The 19309-nt window shown below is 73.9% G+C and carries 3 protein-coding genes; all 3 read left to right on the top strand.

Going from position 1 to position 19309, the window contains the following annotated elements:
- Positions 1 to 194: 194 nt before the first annotated feature.
- The 3 genes from OHS58_RS21475 (at position 195) to OHS58_RS21465 (ending at position 19013) form a co-directional block, all read left to right on the top strand.
- Complete coding sequence (locus OHS58_RS21475; protein WP_328649602.1) at positions 195 to 14966, top strand: type I polyketide synthase; 14772 nt, start codon at positions 195 to 197, stop codon at positions 14964 to 14966.
- A gap of 109 nt (positions 14967 to 15075) precedes the next feature.
- Positions 15076 to 15858, top strand: a complete 783-nt coding sequence (locus OHS58_RS21470; RefSeq protein WP_328649601.1) for a hypothetical protein — start codon at positions 15076 to 15078, stop codon at positions 15856 to 15858.
- 11 nt (positions 15859 to 15869) lie between these two features.
- Positions 15870 to 19013 carry a non-ribosomal peptide synthetase gene (locus tag OHS58_RS21465; protein ID WP_328649600.1) on the top strand — a complete coding sequence of 1048 codons (3144 nt, stop codon included), beginning with the start codon at positions 15870 to 15872 and terminating at the stop codon, positions 19011 to 19013.
- The last annotated feature ends 296 nt before the right edge of the window (positions 19014 to 19309 follow it).

Raw genomic sequence — 19309 nt, 5'->3', positions numbered from 1 at the left:
CGACTCCCCGCCGGGAACGGCCGACTCAGCACCGCCAGCGGCTGGCTCGCTGACCGGAGCGGCCAAATCGCCGATGGGAACGGCCGACTCGCCGCCGGGAACGGCCGACACGGTGACCGGAGCGGCCAACACGCCGGAGCTGGGGCTCGGCGGCACACAGACTTCTACGGCTCGACGCTGAGGGGCGCGCTGACATGACCGAACAGAACGATGACAAGCTCAGGTACTTCCTCAAGCGGGTGACCGCTGACCTGCACGAGACGCGGCGCCGCCTTCGGGAGGCCGAAGCCGGGGCGCAGGAGCCGATCGCGATTGTGGCGATGGGGTGCCGGTATCCCGGTGGGGTGCGTACGCCCGCGGACCTCTGGCGGCTGGTCGCCGAGGGGCGGGATGGGGTCAGCGGGTTTCCCGCCGATCGCGGCTGGGACCTTGACGCGCTTTACGACGACGATCCCGATGCCGCGGGCACGAGCTACACCCGTGAGGGCGGGTTCCTGCACGACGCCGCGCAGTTCGACCCCGAGTTCTTCGGGATCTCGCCGCGTGAGGCCGTCGCGATGGATCCGCAGCAGCGGTTGCTGCTCGAGACGTCGTGGGAGGCCTTCGAGCGTGCCGGGATTCCGCCGGCCGCCGTGCGCGGCAGTCGTGTCGGTGTGTTTGCCGGCGTGATGTACCACGACTACGCGACTCGGCTGTTGGCTGTGCCTGAGGGCGTCGAGGGGTATCTGTCCACCGGTACCGCGGGCAGCGTTGTCACCGGCCGCGTGTCCTACGCGCTCGGGCTCGAGGGGCCGGCGGTCACCGTGGACACGGCCTGTTCGTCTTCGCTGGTCGCCGTGCATCTCGCCGCGCAGGCTCTGCGCAATGGGGAATGCACGCTCGCCCTGGCCGGTGGCGTGACGGTGATGGCATCGCCGGGCGCGTTCGTCGAGTTCAGCCGGCAGCGCGGGCTCGCTTCCGACGGCCGGTGCAAGGCCTTCTCCGCGGATGCCGACGGCACCGGCTGGGGTGAAGGCGCCGGCGTGCTGTTGCTGGAGAAGCTGTCTGACGCCCGTCGTAACGGCCACCCCGTGCTGGCCGTCGTCCGCGGGTCTGCGGTCAATCAGGACGGCGCTTCCAACGGCTTGACCGCGCCCAACGGGCCGTCGCAGCAGCGCGTGATCCACCAGGCGCTGGCGAACGCCGGACTGTCCACTTCGGATGTCGACGTCGTCGAGGCGCACGGCACCGGCACCCAGCTGGGCGATCCGATCGAGGCGCAGGCGCTGCTCGCGACCTACGGTCAGGACCGCGTCGGCGAGCCGCTGCTGCTCGGGTCGATCAAGTCGAACCTCGGCCACACCCAGGCCGCGGCCGGCGTTGCCGGGATCATCAAGATGGTCGAGGCGATGCGTCACGGCGTCCTGCCCAAGACCCTGCACCTGGCCGAGCCGACCCCGCACGTCGACTGGGAGTCCGGCGCCGTCGAGCTGCTCGCCGAAGAGCGCGCGTGGCCGGACGTCGACCGCGCTCGACGTGCCGGGATCAGCTCGTTCGGGTTCAGCGGCACCAACGCCCACGTGATCGTCGAGCAGGCCGAACCCGCCGAGGTCGACGAGCCCACCAACGACGGGCGGCGGGTTCCGCTGGTCGTCTCGGGCCGGTCCGACGCCGCCCTGCGCGCCCAGGCCGCGCAGTTGCGTGAGCAGCTTGACGAGTTCGACGTCACCGAAGTCGCCTACTCGCTGGCCACCACCCGGACCCTGCACGAGCACCGCGCGGTCGTCCTCGCCGACGAACCCGGTGAGGTCCTCGACGCCCTTGACGCGATCGCCGCGGGGGAGCCTGGCGCGATCACCGGGGTCGCCGGCGCCAAGACCGCGTTCCTGTTCACCGGCCAGGGCAGCCAGCGGGTCGGCATGGGCCGCGAGCTGTACGCCGCTCAGCCCGCGTTCGCCGAAGCACTGGACGCCGTCTGCGCCGCGTTCGGGTCCCGGTTGGACACTCCACTCAAGACAGTCCTGTTCGACGACCCCGAGCGGCTGTTGGACAAGACCCGTTACACGCAGGCCGCGCTGTTCGCCGTCGAGGTCGCGTTGTTCCGGCTGTTCGAGCACTTCGGCGTCACGCCGGACTTCCTGATCGGGCACTCGATCGGCGAGATCGCGGCCGCGCACGTCGCGGGCGTGCTGGACCTGCCGTCCGCGGTCGCGCTCGTCGCCGCGCGCGGTGAGCTGATGCAGGCGCTGCCCGAAGGCGGTGCGATGGTGGCGATCCAGGCCACCGAAGACGAGATCACGCCGCTGCTGACCGACGCGGTGAGCGTCGCCGCGCTCAACAGCCCAGCTTCGACCGTCATCTCCGGTGACGACGACGCCGTGCTCGCCGTCGCCGACCACTTCACCGCCCTGGGCCGCAAGACCAAGCTGCTCACGGTCAGTCACGCCTTCCACTCGCCGCGGATGGACGCGATGCTGGAGGACTTCTACGCCGTCGCGGAAACCCTGACCTACCACGAGCCGCGCATCCCGGTCGTGTCCAATGTGTCCGGACGTCTCGCCACGGCCGAAGAGCTGGCCGATCCGGACTACTGGGTGCGCCACGTCCGCCGCGCGGTGCGGTTCGCCGACGGCGTCCGCACGCTCGAGGAGCGCGGTGTCACGACGTTCGTCGAGCTGGGGCCGGACGGCATCCTCTGCGCGATGGCGCAGGAGTGCCTGACCGGCACCGTCACCGCCGTCCCGGCGCTGCGCGTCACGCGTGACGAAGAGACGACCGTGCGGCACGCGCTCGCCGCGGCCATCGCGGCCGGGGCGTCGCCGGACTGGTCCGCGCTCTTCGCCGGGATCAGCCCGAAGCGGATCGACCTGCCGACGTACCCGTTCCAGCGGGCGCGGTACTGGCTCGACGCGCCGGAACTGCCCGCCGGCGCGGCGTTCGGCGCCACGAACGCGCTCGAGTCCGCCTTCTGGGCCGCCGTCGATCGCGGTGACCTGGGGGAGCTGGTCGCGACGCTGGCCGTCGACGCCGACGACCCGCTGAGTGCGGTGCTGCCCGCGTTGTCGGCCTGGCACAGCCAGGCCGCCGACGAGTCCACTGTGGATGGATGGCGGTACCGGATCGCGTGGAACCCGCTGCCGGAACCGGCCGGGGTCCCGCAGGGCACTTGGCTCGTGGTCGTGCCCGAGGGCGTCGAGACCGCGTGGCCCGAGGCGCTGCGCGCGGCCGGTGTCGACGTCCGCGTCGTGACCGGTATCGACCAGGAAACCGAGCCCGTCGACGGCGTGCTTTCTTTGCTGGCGCTGGATGAACGGCCGCATCCGGACGCCGCGTCGGTCCCCGCGGGGCTGGCGGCCACTGCCGAGCTGATGCGGGCCCTGGGCGACACTCCACTGTGGATCGCCACCGCCGGTGCGGTCGCGCCGGTCTCGTCCGAGGCCCAGGCCGCGGTCTGGGGCCTGGGCCGGGTGTTCGGCCTGGAACGGCCCGAGCGCTGGGGCGGTCTGGTCGACCTGCCCGCCGAGGTCTCCGACCGCGCCGCCGCCCGGCTCGCCGCCGTGCTGACCGGCACCGAGGACCAGGTCGCGGTCCGCGACAACGGCGTCCTCGCGCGACGGCTGGTGCCCGCGCCCGCCGCGGGGACCGTCTCGCGTCGGCAGGGCTGGCGGCCGGACGGCGCGACCGTCCTGATCACCGGCGGCACCGGCGCGATCGGCGCGCACGTCGCCCGCTGGCTGGCGACCGCCGGGGCCGCGCACGTCGTGCTCACCAGCCGTCGCGGCGCCGACGCCCCGGGTGCGGCCGAACTGGCCGCCGAGCTGACCGAGCTGGGCACCCGCGTCACCGTCGCGGCCTGCGACGCCGCCGACCGCGACGCCCTCACCGCGCTCGCCGCGAGCCTGGACGACCCGGTCACCGCGGTCTTCCACGCGGCCGGCCTCGGCGAGACCGGCGCCGTCGACGACCTGGTCCTCGACGATCTGGCCCGGATCGCCACCGCCAAGATCAGCGGTGCGCAGGCACTCGAAGACGTCTTCCCCGAGCTGGACGCCTTCGTGCTCTTCTCCTCCAACGCGGGCGTCTGGGGCGGCGGTGGCCAGGGCGCGTACGCCGCGGCGAACGCCTACCTCGACGCCTTCGCCGAGCAGCGCCGCGCCCGCGGGCTGAAGGCCACCTCCATCGCGTGGGGCGCCTGGGCCGACGGCGGCATGGCCGAGGGCGAGGCGGGGGAGCAGATGCGCCGCCGCGGGGTCCCGGCCATGGACCCGAAGCTCGCGATCGCCGCGCTGCGCCAGGCTTTGGAGCGCGACGAGACGTTCCTGGCCGTCGCCGACGTCGTCTGGGAGCGGTTCTTCCCGGCGTTCACCGCGGCCCGGCCGCGGCCGCTGCTCGACGAGCTGCCCGCGGTCCGCGCGCTCCGGGCGGCGGCCGAGCAGGCCGCCTCCGAGCGCACGCCCGAGGCGTCCGCGCTGCACGCGCGGCTGAGCGGGATGTCGGCCGCCGACCAGGAAGACCTCCTGGTCGACCTGATCTCACAGCACGCCGCCGCGGTGCTCGGCTTCGCCGGCGCGGACGGCCTCGGCGCGCAGAAGGCGTTCCGTGAGCTCGGCTTCGACTCGCTGACCGCGGTCGAGCTGCGCAACCGGCTGACGGCCGTCACCGGCCTGACCTTGCCGACGACGCTGGTGTTCGACTACCCCTCGCCCCGGGTGCTCGCGGAGTTCCTGCGGGCCGAGGTGCTCGGGGTCGCGGCCGACGCGGCGCAGGTCACCGCCGTCGGGGCCACCGACGAGCCGATCGCGATCGTCGCGATGGCCTGCCGCTACCCGGGCGGGATCTCGACGCCGGAACAGCTGTGGGACCTCGTCGCCGAAGGCCGCGATGCGATCTCGACGTTCCCCGACAACCGCGGCTGGGCGCTGGACGCGCTGTACGACGACGACCCCGAGTCGGCCGGCACGAGCTACACCCGAGAAGGCGCTTTCCTGCACGAAGCGGGCCTGTTCGACGCCGGGTTCTTCGGGATCACGCCGCGTGAGGCGCTCAGCATGGACCCGCAGCAGCGGCTGCTGCTGGAGATCGCCTGGGAGGCGCTGGAACGCGCCGGGATCGATCCGGAAACCCTCCGCGGCAGCCGGTCCGGCGTGTTCGTCGGCGGGGCCACCCAGGACTACACCTCGGTGCTCACGAGCAGCACGGCGAACGCCGAGGGCTACATGCTCACCGGCACGTCGTCCAGCGTGATGTCCGGCCGGATCGCCTACACGCTCGGCCTCGAGGGCCCGGCGGTCACCGTGGACACGGCGTGTTCGTCGTCGCTGGTCGCGCTGCACTGGGCCGTGCAGGCGCTGCGCAGCGGCGAGTGCTCGATGGCGCTGGCCGGCGGCGTGCAGGTGATGCCGACGCCGGGGCCGTTCGTCGAGTTCTCCCGCCAGCGCGGGCTGGCCAAGGACGGCCGCTGCAAGCCGTACGCGTCCGCCGCCGACGGCACGGCCTGGGGCGAGGGCGCCGGGATGCTCGTCGTGGAACGGCTTTCCGACGCCCGCCGCAATGGGCACCCGGTGCTCGCGATCGTCCGGGGCAGCGCGGTCAACTCCGACGGCGCGTCCAACGGTCTCACCGCGCCGAACGGGCCCGCGCAGCAGAAGGTGATCCGCCAGGCCCTGGCCAACGCCGGACTGTCCACTTCGGACGTCGACGTCGTCGAAGGGCACGGCACCGGCACGACTCTCGGCGACCCGGTGGAAGCGCAGGCCCTGCTGGCCACCTACGGCCGCGAGCGCACGGAACCGCTCTGGCTCGGCTCGCTCAAGTCGAACATCGGACACACGCAGGCCGCGGCCGGCGTCGGTGGCGTGATCAAGATGGTCCAGGCCATCCAGCACGGTGTGCTGCCGCGCTCGCTGCACATCGACGAGCCGACCCCACACGTCGACTGGGCTTCGGGCGCGGTCGAACTGCTCGCCGAGGAGCGCGCGTGGCCGGAGACGGGCCGTCCGCGTCGCGCCGCCGTGTCGGCGTTCGGCGTCAGCGGCACCAACGCGCACGCGATCATCGAAGCACCGTCCGAAATGGATGCCGAGAACGTCGAACCCACTTACCAGGGAGCGATTCCCTGGGTCCTGACCGCGCGGACCGAAGGCGCGTTGCGGGCCCAGGCCGCTCGATTGGCCACTGTGGACGGTAACCCCGTCGACGTCGGTCACGCGCTGGCCACCACACGGTCGGTGTTCGAGCACCGCGCGGTCGTGGTGGGGCGCGACGCCGACGAGCTGAAGGAGCGGCTCGCCGCGCTGGCCGGTGGCATCGCCGGGCACGGCGTCTCGCAGGGGTTCGCCCGCGGTGAGCGGCCGGTGTTCGTGTTCCCCGGCCAGGGTTCGCAGTGGCCCGGCATGGCCGTCGAGCTGCTGGAGACCGAGCCGGTCTTCGCCGCGCGGATGGCCGAGTGCGCTGCCGCGCTGGCGCCGTTCGTCGACTTCCAGCTCCTGGACGTCGTCCGCGCGGCCGAGCCCATCGAGCGCGTGGACGTCGTCCAGCCGGTGCTGTGGGCGATCAACGTCTCGCTGGCCGAGGTCTGGCGCGCCTACGGCGTCCGCCCGGCCGCGGTGATCGGGCACTCGCAAGGCGAGATCGCGGCGGCCGCCGTCGCGGGGGCACTGTCCCTTTCGGACGCCGCTCGCGTCGTCGCGTTGCGCAGCCAGGCGATCCTGGCGCTGTCCGGTCGCGGCGGGATGGTCTCGCTCGCGCTTTCCCGCGCCGGTGCGGAAGAACTCCTGGCCGGGTGGACCGGGCGGATCTCCGTCGCCGCGGTCAATGGTCCTGAGGCGACCGTTGTTTCCGGCGACGCCGACGCGCTCGACGAGCTGGTCGAGCACTGCCGCGGCCACCACGTCCGCGCGCGCCGGATCGCCGTCGACTACGCGTCGCACTGCGGGCACGTCGAGGCCATCGAAGACGAGCTGCTGCGGCTGCTCGCCCCGATCCGGCCGCGCGACACCGACACGGTGTTCCACTCCACGGTCACCGGCGGCCCGGTCGAGACGTCCACTTTGGATGCCGCGTACTGGTACCGCAACTTGCGGCAGCAGGTCCGGTTCGAGGAGGTCACCCGCGCCCTGCTGGCGCTGGGCCACGAGTCGTTCGTCGAGGTCAGCGCGCACCCGGTGCTGACCGTCGGGATCCAGCAGACCATCGACGACGCCGGTTCGACGGCCACCGTCAGCGGCACGCTGCGCCGTGACGAGGGTGGCCGCGACCGCATGCTGCTCGCGCTGGCCGAGGCGTTCGCGCACGGCGTCACCGTCGACTGGGCCGCGGTGTTCGCTGGCTCCGGCGCCCGCCGCGCCGACCTGCCGACCTACGCCTTCCAGCACGAGCACTACTGGCCGGAGCCGGCCGCGCCCGCGTTCGCGGACGTGTCGTCGGCCGGGCTGGGTGCCGTCGCGCACCCGCTGCTGGGCGCCGCGGTCGGGTTCGCCGAGAACGCCGGGTACCTGTGCACCGGCCGGCTTTCCCGGCAGACGCACCCGTGGCTGGCCGACCACGTCGTCGGCGACGCGGTGCTGCTGCCGGGGACCGCGTTCGTCGAACTGGCGATCCGGGCCGGCGACCAGTCCGGCTGCGACCGCCTCGACGAGCTGACCCTGCACGCCCCGCTGGTGCTGCCCGAGACCGGCCACGTGCTGCTCCAGATCGTGGTCGGCGAGCCGGACCCGAACGGGATGCGCGCGTTCACGGTGTACTCGCGGGAAGAGCAGTCGCTGGACGAGCAGGCGTGGACGCGGCACGCGTCCGGTGTGCTCGGTTCCGGTGCGGTGGAGTCCGAAGTGGACACCGAGTGGCCGCCCGCGGGCGCCGAAGCGGTGTCGCTGGAGGGTTACTACGACGGCCTGGCCGACTACGGGTTCGCCTACGGCCCGGCGTTCCAGGGCCTGACCGCCGCTTGGCGGCGCGGGGTGGAGGTGTTCGCCGAGGTCACGCTGCCCGACGGCGCCGACGCGGCCGCGTTCGGCCTGCACCCGGCTCTGCTCGACGCCGCCGTCCAGGCCGCCGGGCTGGGACTGGTCGAGGGCGGGCGCCTGCCGTTCGCCTGGACCGGGGTCACGCTGCATGCTTCCGGCGCCAGTTCGCTGCGGGTCCGGCTCGCGCCGTCCGGAACCGACGGCCTCGCGCTGTCGGCGTCCGACCCGGCGGGCCGGCCGGTGGTGTCGGTGGAGTCGCTGGTGCTGCGGCCGATGGCGGCTCCGGCGCCGTCGTCCGCCGCGGACTCGCTCTTCCGCCTCACCTGGACCGAAGTCCCGGTCACCGAAGAGACGCCGTCGGTGGCCGTGCTCGGCGAGGACCCGTTCGGCCTGACCGGCGCGTTCGGCGCGGTCTGCCACGACACGCCGAACGCCCTCGCCGAGGCCGACCAGCCCGACCTGGTGCTGGTGAGCTTCGCCGCGGACGACGTCCGGGCGAACGCCGGACGCGCGCTGAAACTGGTGCGCGGCTGGCTGGCCGACGAGCGCTTCACTGGCCGGCTGGTGCTGGTCACGCGCGGCGCCGTCGCGATCGACGGCGAATCGCCCGACGTCGCGGCCGCGGCGGTCTGGGGCCTGCTCCGCTCGACGCAGTCCGAGCACCCGGGCCGGTTCCTGCTGCTCGACCTCGACCCGGCGGGCGAAATCCCGGCCGGTGCGCTGACCGGCGACGAGCCGCAGCGGGCGATCCGCGGCGACCGGGTCCTGGTGCCGCGCCTGGCGCCCGCCGAGTCCACTGTGGACGTCCTGGGCGGCGACGGCACGGTCCTGCTGACCGGCGCCACCGGCACGATCGGCTCGTTGCTGGCCCGGCACCTGGTGACCACGCACGGCGTCCGCCGGCTGCTGCTGACCGGCCGTCAGGGCTGGGCCGCGCCGGGCGCGCCGGAACTGGCCGCCGAGCTGACCGGGCTGGGTGCCGAGGTGACCATCGCGGCCTGCGACGTCGCCAACCGCGACGCCCTGGCCGAGCTGCTCGCCGGGGTGCCCGACCTGACCGCGGTGATCCACGCGGCGGCGGTCCTCGACGACGGCGTCGTCGAGGCGCAGACCGAAGCGCGCCTCGACACCGTGCTGCGGCCCAAGGCGGACGCGGCGCTGCACCTGGACGAGCTGACCGCGGACCGCGACCTGCGTGCGTTCGTGCTGTTCTCCTCGGCCGCCGGGCTGCTCGGCAGCGCCGGGCAGGCCAACTACGCCGTGGCCAACGCCGTGGTCGACGCGCTGGCCCAGCGCCGGCGCGCCGCGGGCAAGCCCGCGGTCTCGCTGGCCTGGGGTTTCTGGGAGGAGCGCAGCGCGCTGACCGGCGAACTCGACGACGCCGACGTCCGCCGGATGAGCCGCGGCGGGGTCGCCCCGCTGTCGTCGGCGCAGGGCATGGCGTTGTTCGACGCGGCCATCGGTTCGCCGGACGCGCTGGTCGTGCCGATGCGGCTCGACGTCCCGGCGCTGCGCAAGCAGGCCGCGGCCGGGATGATCCCGCCGGTCATGCGCGGCCTGGTCCGCGCGCCGGGCCGGCGGACGGCGGCGCTCGCGGGCGCGGACCGGGTCGATTCGGTCGAGGCGCGGCTGGCGGGCCTGCCCGCCGCCGAGCGCGCGGCGTTCCTGCTCGACCTGGTCCGCGGTCAAGCCGCCGCCGTCGCCGGGCACGCGTCGGCCGAGGCGGTCGACCCGGACCGCGCGTTCCGCGAGCTGGGCTTCGACTCGCTGACCGCGGTCGAGCTGCGCAACCGGCTCGGCGCGGCCACCGGCCTCCGGCTGCCCGCGACGATGGTCTTCGACTACCCGGCGCCCGCGGCGCTGGCCGCCGAGCTCGACCGCCGGCTGGCCGGCACGGCCCGGACCGGGCCGGTGGCCCGGAAGGCGGCCACGGCCGACGACCCGGTCGTGATCGTCGGCATGGGCTGCCGGTACCCGGGCGGCGTGCGCGGCCCGCAGGACCTGTGGCGGCTGGTGTCCGAGGGCACCGACGCGATCTCGGTCTTCCCGGCCGATCGCGGCTGGGACGTCGCCGGCCTCTTCGACGACGACCCGGACAACCAGGGCACCTCCTACGCCCGTGAAGGCGCTTTCCTCTACGACGCGGGCGAGTTCGACGCGGCCTTCTTCGGCATCTCGCCGCGTGAGGCCATCGCGATGGACCCGCAGCAGCGGTTGCTGCTGGAGACGTCGTGGGAAGCGTTCGAGCGCGCCGGGATCGACCCGGGCACGCTGCGCGGCAGCCGGACCGGCGTCTTCGCCGGCGTGATGTACCACGACTACGCGACTTCGCTGGCTTCGGTGCCGGAGGGCGTCGAGGGTTACCTCGGCACCGGCACCTCGGGCAGCGTCGCGTCCGGGCGGCTGTCGTACACCTTCGGGCTCGAGGGCCCGGCGGTCACCGTCGACACGGCGTGCTCGTCTTCGCTGGTCGCGTTGCACCTCGCGGCGCAGGCCCTGCGGTCCGGCGAGTGCGAGCTCGCGCTGGCCGGCGGCGTCACCGTGCTGGCCACGCCGAACGTGTTCATCGAGTTCTCCCGCCAGCGCGGCCTTTCCTCCGACGGCCGGTGCAAGTCGTTCGCCGACGCCGCCGACGGCACGGGCTGGGGCGAGGGCGCCGGCATGCTGCTGCTGGAGCGGCTGTCGGACGCGCGGCGCAACGGCCACGAGGTGCTCGCGGTCGTCCGCGGCACGGCGGTGAACCAGGATGGCGCGTCCAACGGCCTCACCGCGCCGAACGGCCCGGCGCAGCAGCGGGTGATCCGCCAGGCGCTGGCGACGGCGGGTCTGTCCACATCGGACGTCGACGCCGTGGAGGCACACGGCACCGGCACGAAGCTGGGCGACCCGATCGAGGCCCAGGCGTTGCTGGAGACCTACGGGCAGGACCGCTCCGGCGAACCGCTGTTGCTGGGGTCACTGAAGTCCAACATCGGCCACACCCAAGCGGCGGCGGGCGTCGGCGGCATCATCAAGATGGTCGAGGCGCTGCGCCGTGGCGTGCTACCGAAGACGTTGCACGTCGACGCGCCGTCGTCCCAAGTGGACTGGACGGCGGGTTCGGTCGAGCTGCTGACCGAGGAGCGCGCGTGGCCGGAGACCGGCCGCCCGCGTCGGGCCGGCGTCTCGTCGTTCGGCGTGAGCGGCACCAACGCCCACGCGATCATCGAGCAGGCGCCGTCGGTTACCGCGTCCGAAGAGTCCGCTGAGGACTCTTCGGTGCTGTCGTGGCTGATCTCCGGGCGGACCGCGGCCGCGCTGCGGGAGCAGGCGGATCGGCTGGCCGGTCACGTCGCCGGGGAACCGGAGCTGTCCGCGGTCGCGGTCGCCCGGACCCTCGCCGCGCACCGCGCCACCTGGGAGCACCGGGCCGTCGTGCTCGGCGCCGACCGCGACGAGCTGCTCGACGGCGTCCGCGCCGTGGCCGAAGGGTCCAACGGCCCTGGCGTCCTGCGCGGGACGGCGGGGCATGCCGGGGCGGTGGCCGTGCTGTTCTCGGGGCAGGGCAGCCAGCGCGCCGGCATGGGCCGCGAGCTGTACGCGACCGAGCCGGTGTTCGCCGCCGCGTTCGACGACGTCTGCGCGGCGCTGGACCGGCACCTCGACCGTCCACTGAAGACGATCATCGACGAGCCGGGCCTGCTCGACCGCACCGGTTACACGCAGCCGGCGCTGTTCGCGATCGAGGTCGCGCTGTACCGGCTGGCCGAGCACGCGGGGCTGCGCCCGGCGTACCTGCTCGGGCACTCGGTCGGCGAGATCGCCGCCGCGCACGTCGGCGGGGTGCTGTCGCTGGCCGACGCGGCCGAGCTGATCACCGCCCGGGCCCGGCTGATGGAGGCGCTGCCCGCGGGCGGCGCGATGGTCGCGGTGCAGGCCGGTGAGGACGAGGTTCACGCGCACCTGGGCGACGGCGTTTCGATCGCCGCGCTCAACGGCCCGGAGTCCACTGTGGTCTCCGGTGACGAGGACGCCGTGCTCGCGCTGGCCGAGCACTTCCGCGGCCTCGGCCGCAAGACCAAGCGGCTGAGCGTCAGCCACGCGTTCCACTCCGCGCGGATGCAGCCGATGCTCGAGGAGTTCCGCGGTATAGCGGAGTCCCTGTCTTACGGTAAGATGGTTATACCGATAGTCTCGAACGTCACCGGCGAGCTGCTCACCGAGGTGGACGCGGACTACTGGGTCCGGCACGTCCGCGCCGCGGTCCGGTTCGCCGACGGCGTCGCCGCGCTGCACGACCTGGGCGTCCGGACGTTCGTCGAGCTGGGACCGGACGCGCCGCTGTCCGGCCTCACCCGCGAGTCGCTCGACCACGACCCGGCGGTCCTGGTCGTCCCGGCCCTGCGGGGCGACCGGCCGGAACCGGCCGCGTTCGCCGCCGCGCTGGCCGCGCTGCACGTCCGCGGCGTCCGGCTCGACTGGCCGGCGCGGGCCGCGGGCTGGGGCGGGAGCCGGGCGGACCTGCCCACCTACGCGTTCCAGCGGGAGCACTACTGGCTGCGGGCCGAAGCACCGGTGGCCGCCGCGACGGCGCCCGACTCGGCGTTCTGGGCGTCGGTCGAACGCGCCGACGCCGGTGCGCTGGCCGAAGCGCTGAACGTCGGCGAGGACGGCCGGGCCGCGCTCGACACCGTGCTCCCGGCGCTGTCCGCGTGGCACCGCCGCCGGCGCACCGAGTCCACTGTGGACAGCTGGCGGTACCGGGCCGAGTGGCACTCGATCCCCGAGCTGGCCGGTGGCACGACGTCGGGCACCTGGCTCGTCGTGGCGCCCGCCGCGCACGCCGAGGACGAGCGTGTCGCCGGTGCCGTGCGGCTGCTCGAAAGCCTCGGCGCGACCGCGGCCGGGGTGGCGCTGGACGACACCGACGCCGACCGCGACCTGCTCGCCGGCGGCCTGCGCACGGTGCTCGACGGGCCGGTCGGCGGCGTGCTCTCGCTGCTGTCGCTGGACGAGACGCACGGGCTCGCGCTCAGCACCGCGCTGGTCCAGGCCCTCGGCGACGCCGGGGTCGAGGCGCCGCTGTGGTGCCTGACCAGCGGCGCCGTCCGGACCGGGACGGCCGACGCGGTGCCTGCGCCGGGTGCGGCGCAGGTCTGGGCGCTCGGCCAGGTGGCCGCGCAGGAGTACCCGCACCGCTGGGGTGGCCTGCTCGACCTGCCCACCGCGCCCACGGCTGCGGACTGGCGCCGGGTGGGCGCGATGCTCACCGGTGGTGGGCGTGAGGAGGAGGTCGCGGTGCGGCCGGCGGGCGTGCTCGCCCGGCGGCTGGTGCGCGCGCCGCTCGGCGACGCGGGTACGTCTTGGACGCCGGAAGGTCAGGTGCTGCTCACCGGGGCGGTGTCGGAGTCGGTCGAGGCATGGCTCACCGGCCTCGGCGCCGAACCGACCCGCGATGTCACCGCGGGCGTTCGTACGGTCGTCCACCTCGTGACGCCGTCTTCGCCCGTGCCGCTGGACACGCTCACGCCGAGTGCGTTCGAAGCGGCCGTGCAGGAGCAGGTCGCCGGAGCGCTCGACGTCGGCGATGACGTCGAGGCGTTCCTGGTGCTCGTGCCGGGTGCGTGCGTCTGGGGTGGGGCGGGTGCGGCGGTCGACGCCGCTGTCGGTGCTCGGCTCATGGCGCTCGCCCAGCAGCGGGGGGCCGGCACGCTGTGTGTCGCCACCGGGCCGTGGGAGGGCACGCCGACCACCCCGGGTGTGGCTCCGCTCGATCCGCAGCACCTGCTGGCCGCGGTGCGTGCCGCGGCGGGGCGGGGTGAGCGTGGGCTCGTGCTGGCCGACGTCGACTGGGCCGCCGTGGCTCCCGGGCTGCGTGCCACCCGGCCGGCCGCGTTCCTGGACGTGCTGGCCCCCGTCGTCGAGGCCAAGCCGGAACCGGTGCGCCTCGGCGCGCTGGAGGGGCTTGGCTCGGCGACCGCCGCCGAGCGGGTCGAGATCCTGCTCGGCGTCGTCCGTGAACAGGCCGCGTTCGTGCTCGGTCACCGTTCCGCGGACGCCGTCGAGGCCGATCGCGAGTTCCTCGAACTCGGGTTCGCCTCGCTCACCGCGGTCGAGCTGCGCAACCGGCTCACCGAGCTGACCGGTCTCGACCTGCCGCCCGCGCTCGTCTACGAGTTCGGCACGCCGAACGCGCTGGCCGGGCACCTGGCGGAGCGGCTCGCGGGCACGTCCTCCGTCAAACCGGCCGAAAGCACGCTCGGCGCGTTGTTCCGGCAAGCCTGCGCCCAGGGTCAGGCGGGCGACTTCGTCAGCATGCTGATGACGGCGTCGCGGTTCCGGCCCACCGGCACGCCCGCCGCGTCGCTGGTGCGGCTGGCGCCGGAGACGGCCGAGCCGAGCCTGATCTGCGTCCCGTCGATGACCGCCATCTCCGGTCCGCACCAGTACGCCGGGATCGGCGCCGCCCTGCGTGGCGTGCGTGGTGTGTCGTCGCTGTCGGTGCCCGGATTCGGGACCGGGGAAGCACTTCCGGCCTCGGCGGACGCGGCGGTCGAGCTGATCGCCGACGCCGTCGCCGAGCGGGCCGGCGACGGGCCGTTCGTGCTGGCCGGGCATTCGTCGGGGGCGGTTCTCGCCCACGCCGTCACCGCGCGGCTGGCGGAACGCGGCCTGCGCCCGCGGGCGCTGGTCGTTCTCGACGGGTACGCGCCGGGCGGCGAAGGAATCGACGAACTGCTGCCCGGCCTGATGGGCGGCATGGCCGACCGCGACGGCCGGTACGCGCCGGTCGACGACGACCGGCTCACCGCGATGGGCGCCTATTTCCGGCTGTTCGAACAATGGCGCGCCCCCGCAGTCACCGTTCCGGTCCTGCTCGTCACCGCGGCCGAGCCGATGCCGGAATGGCCCGCCGGAGACTGGCGGTCGAAGTGGGTTTCCGCCACCACCGAGGCGGAGACCGAAGGAAATCACTACACGATGCTGGACGAGCACGCCGAGGTCGTCGCCAAGCACGTCAACGACTGGCTCGCCCAGCTTTCCTGACCACCGCCCTGCCGGAGATCTCGCACCCCTAGGGTCTCCGGTAGGGGTTAATGACCTGGGGGTCCTCCATTTAGGCTTGACGCGAATTCCAGAGTACTGGGGAGTTGTGATGAACGATTTCACCGAATGGCGAATCCTGAAGAACGGCGCGAAGAACGACTTCGTGCTGGCGGTCGACTTCTATTCCCCCGGCCGCTCCGAAGCGACGTTCTCCGACCTGGCGCCCGCCTTGAGCGTGCCCAGCACGGTCTGGGAGACGATGCAGCCGGAGCCGGGCACCGAGGACGACATGACCGGCGAGGACTACCTGACCCGGTGGCTCGACGCGCTGCCCGGCGGCGAGATCCGCGGCGTGCTCGGGTTCTGCGTCGGCGGCGTCTACGCCTCGGCGCTGGCCCGCCGGATCGGCGAACGCCGGGGCACGCAGCCCGCGGTCGTCATGTTCGACCCGGAACCGGTCAGCGCGATCGTGCTGTACTGGCAGTTCCACAAGCTGCTGGACAAGCTCGTCGGCGTGCTGACCCCGCAGGAGATCGAGGAGTCGAAGACCGTCGGCTTCGCCGAGGCCGACGGCGCCGACGACCTCGTGGTGCTCGGCGACTCGCTGATCAAGCTCTACCGCGAGGTCGGGCACGTCGGCCTCGGCCGGCTCGGCCTCAACGAGGCGCGCCGCAACGAGATGATGAGCTGGTTCGACGCCTACGTGCACTACCTCGTCGGCGCGACCCAGGTCGACACCGCCGTCGACCTGAGCACCTGCACGGTCATCAACTCCGACGCCCCGGCGGACGGCCGCCACCTGGCCGGCGCCGAGATTTCCTTCGACCTCGACCGCCACGACCTGCTTCGCCGCTCCGCGGTGGCCGAAGCCGTGTCGGGCCTGCTGAAGTAGGAGAACCCACGATGCGCACGTTCACCGGCAAGGGCCCGGGGCAGGACGTCGAGGTACCGGCGAGAGCCGGCGTCACGTCCAAGGAAGAGGCGCTGTGGCTGCTGGACCGGCTGGTCCCCGGCAGCGGCGTCAACACGGTCGCGGTGCGGTTCGAGGTGCCGGTCGCGCTGGACCCGGTGGTGCTCGCGGAAGCGGCCCGGCTGGTCCAGCGGCGGCACCACGGGCTGCGCCGGGTCTTCCACGACGAGGGCACCCGCCTCACCGCCGAGGTGCTGCCCGCGTCCGCGGTCACCCTCGACGTGTCCACCGTGGACACGAGCCGGGAGCTGGTGGACGCGCGGGTCGCCGGGTTCGCGGCCGCGCCGCTCGAGATCGGCGGTACGCCGCCGATCCGGCTGGCGCACTTCCGCTGCCCGGACGGCGACGTGGTGTGCGTGTCCGCGCACCACCTCGTGTTCGACACCATTTCCGCCGCCGTCTTCTTCACCGAACTGGCGAAGGCCTACGAGGCGCTGGCCGTCGGGCGCTCGTGCCCGGCCGTGCTCGCGGCCGAGGTCCGCGCCACCCCCGACGTCGTGCCGACCGAGACCGGGATCGCCTACTGGCGCGAGCACCTCACCGGGTTCGACGCCACCGCGCTCGGGCTCTCGGTCGGCACGCCCGAGGCGGCCGGGTCCGTCCTGGACGGGGACTTCGTCGAGCACCGGCTCTCCCGCGAGGCCCTCGCCGCGCTCGACCGGCTGCGGCGCGAGCTGCGGGCCCCCGACGCGGTCGTGCACATGGCCGCCTACTACCTGCTGCTGGCCCGGCACGGCGCCGGTCCGGACCTGGTGGTCGGCACGCCGGTCAACACCCGGCCGTCGCACGCCCAGGGCGCCATCGGCTACCACGTGAACGTGCTGCCGCTGCGGGTCGGCGTCGAGTTCGGCGCCGGTTTCGCCGACCTCGTCGCCCGCACCCGCTCGGTGTACTTCGACGCGCTGGCGCACGCCGACGTCCCGGTCGACCTGCTGCTCCCGGAGCTGCCGCGGGCGAGTTCCGACTGGCGCAGCACGATCTTCCGGCACCTGTTCAACTACCAGCCGGGCGGCGGCCTGCCCCGTTTCGGCATCGGCGGGGTGCACACCCGGCCGGTCAGCGTCGAGAACGGCACCAGCAAGTTCGACCTGGAGCTGGTGGTGCAGGCGGACGCGGACGAAACCGTCCTCAAAGGACGGTACGCGACCGGTTCGCACTTCCGCGCCGACGTCGAGGCGCTGCTGCGCCGCTACGACGCGCTGCTCGTCGCCGCCGGCGCCGACGCGCAGCGGCCGGTGGGGCAGCTGCCGCTGTTCAGCCCCGCCGACCGGGCCGTGGTCGACGCGGCCAACAAGACCCGGCGGCCGACTCGGGCGCGCACGGTCCTCGAGGCGGTCGCCGACCACGTCGCCACCCAGCCGGCCGCGGTCGCCGTGCGGGACGGCGAGCGCGCGGTGACCTACCGCGAGCTGTGGCTCACCGCGCAGGCCACGGCCGACCGGCTGCGCGGCCAGGGCGCCGGCCCCGGCGACATCGTCGGGCTGGCCGGGCGGCGCGGCCCCGAACTCGTCGCGGCGGTGTTCGGCTGCTGGCTGATCGGCGCGGCCTACCTGCCGATCGACCCCGATCACCCGGCGCACCGCGTCGAGCACCAGCTCGCCGACTCCGGCGCCCGGGTGCTGCTGGTCGGCGACGGCGTCTCCCTTGACGCCGACGGCCGGACCGTGCTGCCGCTGCCGGCCATCACCGCCGACGGGCCGGCCGTCCCGGACACCCTCGTCGTGGAAGGCGACGAGGCGGACGACGCGTGCGCGTACCTGATCTACACCTCGGGGTCCACCGGCAAGCCCAAGGGCACGGTGCTCGCGCACCGCAACCTCGCGAACCTGGTCACGCACTTCCGGGGCGAGACCGGGCTGGGCCCGGGCGACGGCGGGCTGTGGATGACGACGTTCGCGTTCGACATGTCGGTGATGGACCTGTTCCTCCCGCTGTACGCCGGCGCCACGCTGGTCGTCGCGCCGGACGAGGCCCGCACCGACGGCCGGGCCCTGCGCGCGGTGCTGGCCGAGCACCGCGTCGACTTCCTGCAGGCGACGCCCACGACGTGGCGGCTCGTGCTGGACGACGTCGCCGACCTCCTGGCCGGGGTCAAGGTGGTCTGCGGCGGCGAGCCGATGCCGCCCGCGCTGTTGCGGCGGCTCGTCGCCACCGGGTGCGAGCTGCGCAACCTCTACGGCCCGACCGAGACGTGCGTCTGGTCCACCGCGGCCCGGCTGACCTCGCCGGACGACCCGATCGTCGTCGGGCGGCCGATCCGCAACACCACGGTGTTCATCGCCGACGACGCCGGGCGCGAGCTCCCGCCGGGCGTGCACGGCGAGCTGTGCATCGCCGGCGGCGGCGTCGCGATCGGCTACCACAACCGGCCCGAGCTGACCGCGGACAAGTTCCGCGAGCACCCGGTGCACGGGCGCTACTACCGCACGGGCGACCAGGGCCGCTGGCGCCACGACGGCACGTGCGAGCTGGTCGGCCGGGTGGACCGGCAGATCAAGCTGCGCGGCAACCGGATCGAGCTCGGCGAGGTCGAGGCCGTGCTGGCCGAGCACCCGGAGGTGGCCGGCGTCGCGGTCGTCCTGGTCGGCGAGCCGAGCGCGGGCGGCATCCTGGTGGCGTTCGTCGAAGGGCCGTTCGTCGAGGGCCCGGACTCGCCGGGGCCGGCCGACCGGCTGTGGCAGCACGCCCGGGCCCAGCTGCCCCGGGCCGCCGTCCCGCACGAGTTCGTCACCATCGACCGGCTGCCCACCACGGTGACGGAGAAGATCGACTACCCGGCCCTGACCCGCCTGGCCGCCGACCGGCGCGCCGCGGCGGGGGAGGAGCCGGGCTCCCCGGCCGCCGACGGCGACCTGCTGGACACGCTGATCGGCCTGTGGGCCGGCCTGCTGGGCCGCCAGGACGTCGCGGCCGACACGAACTTCTTCGTCGTCGGCGGGCACTCCCTGCTCGGCGTGCAGCTGGTGCAGCACGTTGAGGACCTGACCGGCGTCGGGTTGAAGCTCACGGACGTGTTTTCGATGCCGACCCCGGGCCAGCTCGCGGACCACGTCCGCGACCTGCTCCGGACGCCCTGACCACCCTCCCCCTCGGACCCCGGCGCGCCCCTCCGCGCCGGGGTCCCTCCCTTTCCGGGGAGCGGCTTCTTCGCGCGGGAAGGGCTCTCAGCGTTCGACGATGGAGGATCCTGGCCACTCAGCGTCCCAATCCTCCATCGACACCGCGGCCATGCCCCAGTCGGACGATTCTGCGCGAAGCGGTGCGTAATCCGGATCCGCCGGTCGCGAGCCGATGAAGGTATGTGAGCGGTGCGGCTGCGGGCTCCTGAGGTTGCTGTGTCGTAGCCATGCCCTCGGGGTTGCCTTCAGCGGCT

This window comes from Amycolatopsis sp. NBC_00348, assembly GCF_036114655.1.
GTDB lineage: Bacteria > Actinomycetota > Actinomycetes > Mycobacteriales > Pseudonocardiaceae > Amycolatopsis.
Note: the sequence above shows the minus strand (reverse complement) of the source record. Positions and strands in the feature narration are given on the sequence as shown.